Origin of the sequence: Gluconobacter sp. DsW_056 (assembly GCF_002153595.1) — a bacterium.
Taxonomy (GTDB): Bacteria; Pseudomonadota; Alphaproteobacteria; order Acetobacterales; family Acetobacteraceae; genus Gluconobacter; species Gluconobacter albidus.
The window spans coordinates 1-3,356 of the sequence record NZ_JOPF01000023.1 but is presented as its reverse complement, the minus strand read 5'-3'; the positions used below and the strand labels follow the sequence as shown (position 1 = coordinate 3,356).

The following is a 3,356-nucleotide window of genomic DNA, read 5'->3' as shown; positions in this document are numbered from 1 at the left end:
CGAGACCAGGCCGTATTGCGGTTACGGGGCTGATCAGCGAACTGGATGCCGTTATCGGTCAGAATGGTGTGGATCCGGTAAGGGATGATGCTCAGGAGATGTTCGAGGAATTCCCAGGCTGTCTTCCGATCAGCTTTCCCGACGAGTTGTGTGACAGCGAATTTGCTTGTCTGGTCGATAGCAACGAAGAGGTGCAGCTTGCCCTCAGCAGTCTGTACTTCGGCAATATCGATGTGAAAAAAGCCTATGGGATAGCGTTTGAAGCGCTGTCGTTTGGGCTTGTCTCCTTCGATGTCCGGCAACCGGGATATCCCGTGGCGCTGAAGGCAGCGATGCAGAGCCGAGCGTGTCAGATGAGGGATGCTGGCCTGCAGGGCATAAAGACAGTCATCCAGCGGTAGCAACGTATGCCGGCGAAACGCCACGATCATCGCTTCGTCCGTCTCGGACAGAACCGTGGATCGCGGCTCTTTGGGACCTGTCTTCTGATCCTCAACCGTTTGACGCTTCCGCCATTTTGCAACTGTTTTCGGGTTGATCCCGAACTCCTTGCTCAGCGCCGCGAGCGAAGCCTGCGATCGCTGTATTGCCGCTCGCACGGCGTGCGTGGTCGTGGCGCTCCCATGACGTATCTGTCCCATAAGGCTTCCTTCCACTCTCGTGAAAATAATACCCCATCAAAACACGGGACTAAACACCTAAGGCTCTCAGGCAATCCCTCACCTTCGATCGTGGCCCGGAATTCCTCCATTATAAGCCGTTGGTCGCGCGTGGCGGTATGGATGTGTGGTTCTGCGATCCCCGCACGCCGTGGCAGAAGGGATCTGTCGAGAACATGAATGGCAGGCTGCGCAGGCTCCTGCCCTCGCGGACGGATCTCGCATCCCTCACCCCCAAAGACCTCGCCGGGATCGTGTGTCTGATGAACGCCACGCCGAGAAAATGCCTGGGGTATCTCACGCCTGCAGAAGCGATGGATTGGCTCATCAAAGGCTGTAGCGCTGAGGGCCTGCATTCTTATGACGTGACACACTTCAGTTTGAAGCTGCGGATAAAGATAAACTACTTTTTACAGAAAACAGAGGCGATCGTTGAGCATTCAGACCTTTGATGATTCCGGCCGTGTTGGGTTCTCCAAACTGATATGATATAACATCCCAATGAGGAAACGTGCACCTTTTGCGCAGGCGATCCGCTTCGCTTATCTCGGAAACCTCGTCGCAGTGCTGTTCTTGTCATCGGCCGCGCCGGTGATCCTCAAAGCACAGAATGCGCCTAGGGGAACGCTCCCGCTTTTCGCGACCCTGCCGCTGTTCTGGTCGATGCGCGCCGTCATCGTACCGCCCGTGCTGAGATATGCCCGCGCGAAACAATGGGCGATGCAGCCGCTCCTCCTTCTCTGCGTGCTGCGCGCGGCTGTCGTTAGCATCTTTCTGGCCCTCGCCGCCTCGTTGCCCCTTATGAGCACGATCGCCATGATCAGGACGGCGCTGCTGGGCGCTGGCATGGCCGTCTGCCTGCTCTGCGGAATCGAACGGGGCATTCTCGATGCCGGCGCGGTGCTGCTCTCGGGTGCCGGGAGTTGGCCGGAACGGGAGCGTTTCTCGCACTACGAAGCCGCCGGCGCGCTCGCCGGCTCGACGCTGGCGAGCGGAATGTCCATCGGGCTGAGCGCCTGGCTCGGCCTTCCCGCCTGCTGCGCCGTCATGGCCGGGCTGGTCGCCCTTATCACGCTGCCTTTATGGCGCAGCGCGGCGACGGCGAAGCGCATATCCTCCCCGCGCTCTATTCCGGCAAGCTTCCCTAACGGCCCCAAAGCACGGCTTTTGCGAAGGGACGATAAGCGAACGAGATTCGCCTTGCTACTGCCGACATTGGTTTCAGGCTGGCTCGGGCTCGATCTCGCCTATCGCGTGGTGCAAACGCTACTTCTTCGTCAGGGCCTATCACTGGACTGGGTCGGTGCCGTTACCGTGGGGGTCGGCATTGCCCTCCTCTTGCTCTTCGCCGCAACTCAGGCGTTCGCGTGCCAACCGGGCGGCAGATCGGAACGATGGCAGCAGGTGGCAGGCGCATGGCTTCCGGTCGGCGCGATCCTCGTCCTTCTGGCAGCCAGCGTGACGGGCAGGCCAGCGCTCACGATCGTTGGCTTCCTGTGCCTGCAAGCGGGCTATTTCTTATTTAGCGGTTTCGCTACGCATCTGATCATTCTATACGGACGGGAATCGGAGCGCGCCGCGTCCGCCGTGTTCCTCTCCGGCGCGTCCTATTTCCTGGCACATATCCTTGTCGTTCCCGTTCTAGCCCTGACGACGAGCGGCACAAAAGGGTTCGTGACGACCTATGCGGTCGCCACGGGGTGCGTGATCCTTTGCGTTCTGATCCGATATAGGATTATGGAGGATCGGCGTGTGGGAGCTCGATGATGCGGGCAGGCCGAGCGACACCCTGACAGAAGAGGTTGGCTGTTCGAAGCAGCTGATGATCGATGCAACACATCTCAAGGCATACCGGACATCGGCGTCCCTGCTCAAAAAAGATATTTAGTCCCGTGATTTGATGGGTTGGACTGATGATGAATTTTTCTGGCTCTGAAGTCCATATTTTGCAGACAGAGGTGGACCCCATTTTTCGGACAGGTGTCTAAGCTATAATCCGACCTGAGAGAGGACGGGTTTTATGGGCAAGGTTACGCGCAAGGTCCTGTCCTGGCGTCTGTCGAACACGATGGACGCGGAGTTCTGTATCGAGGCGCTCCGGGGTGCGCTGATGCGCTACGGCACCCCGGAAATTTTCAATACTGACCAGGGCTCACAATTCACGACGCCCCGTTTTACCGGGCTCCTGGAAGAGCGTCAGATCCGCATCAGCATGGATGGACGTGGGCGCTGGCTGGATAACGTGTTCATCGAGCGTCTGTGGCGGTCGATGAAATACGAATGCGTCTCCCTGCACGACTTTGAGACCGGATCAGAACTTCGAGTGGGGCTCACGAAATGGATCACCCATTATAACGGGCAGCGTCCGCACGCGGCACTGGCTGGACGCACGCCCGATGAGGCGTATCATGACGTGCCGACGCCCTCTGGTCCGGGGTTAACCCCGGACCAGAGGGCCAACAGCAGCGCCGTCAGAATGGCGGCATGACAACAACCGGGTATCGCTTATTCAAACCCAAAAACTGTCCAAACAGACGGGGCCACCTCTGGCCTATAAGGCTTCCTTCCACTCTCGTGAAAATAGTACCCCATCAAAACACGGGACTAAACACCTTATGTGTTTCCAGCCTGTTATGATGACCTCATGAACGCCCCTGGCCAGGGGCGTTCATGAGGTGAGATACAGCGCTTAACACC

Annotated in this window: 2 protein-coding genes and 2 pseudogenes; 3 read left to right on the top strand and 1 reads right to left on the bottom strand. The window is 58.3% G+C overall.

The features are described from left to right. The coding region (locus HK22_RS13845; RefSeq protein ID WP_086649697.1) for a DDE-type integrase/transposase/recombinase at positions 1 to 641 on the bottom strand (641 nt) is incomplete at its 3' end. 68 nt (positions 642 to 709) lie between these two features. On the opposite strand from HK22_RS13845, the pseudogene HK22_RS13840 reads away from it, so the two are divergent. The 3 genes and pseudogenes from HK22_RS13840 to HK22_RS13830 form a co-directional block, all read left to right on the top strand. Continuing rightward, a pseudogene (locus tag HK22_RS13840) lies at positions 710 to 1,111 on the top strand (IS30 family transposase); the annotation flags it as partial. 49 nt (positions 1,112 to 1,160) lie between these two features. Beyond that, positions 1,161 to 2,426, top strand: coding sequence for a hypothetical protein (locus tag HK22_RS13835; RefSeq protein WP_086649695.1), 1,266 nt, complete (start codon positions 1,161 to 1,163; stop codon positions 2,424 to 2,426). Positions 2,427 to 2,691: 265 nt separating this feature from the next. Continuing rightward, positions 2,692 to 3,147, top strand: a pseudogene (locus tag HK22_RS13830) (transposase); the annotation flags it as partial. Positions 3,148 to 3,356: the final 209 nt, after the last annotated feature.

Bases quoted from the DNA above. Each gene is read 5' to 3' on its own strand.
- HK22_RS13835 (WP_086649695.1), top strand. From the start codon at position 1,161: ATGAGGAAACGTGCACCTTTTGCGCAGGCGATCCGCTTCGCTTATCTC.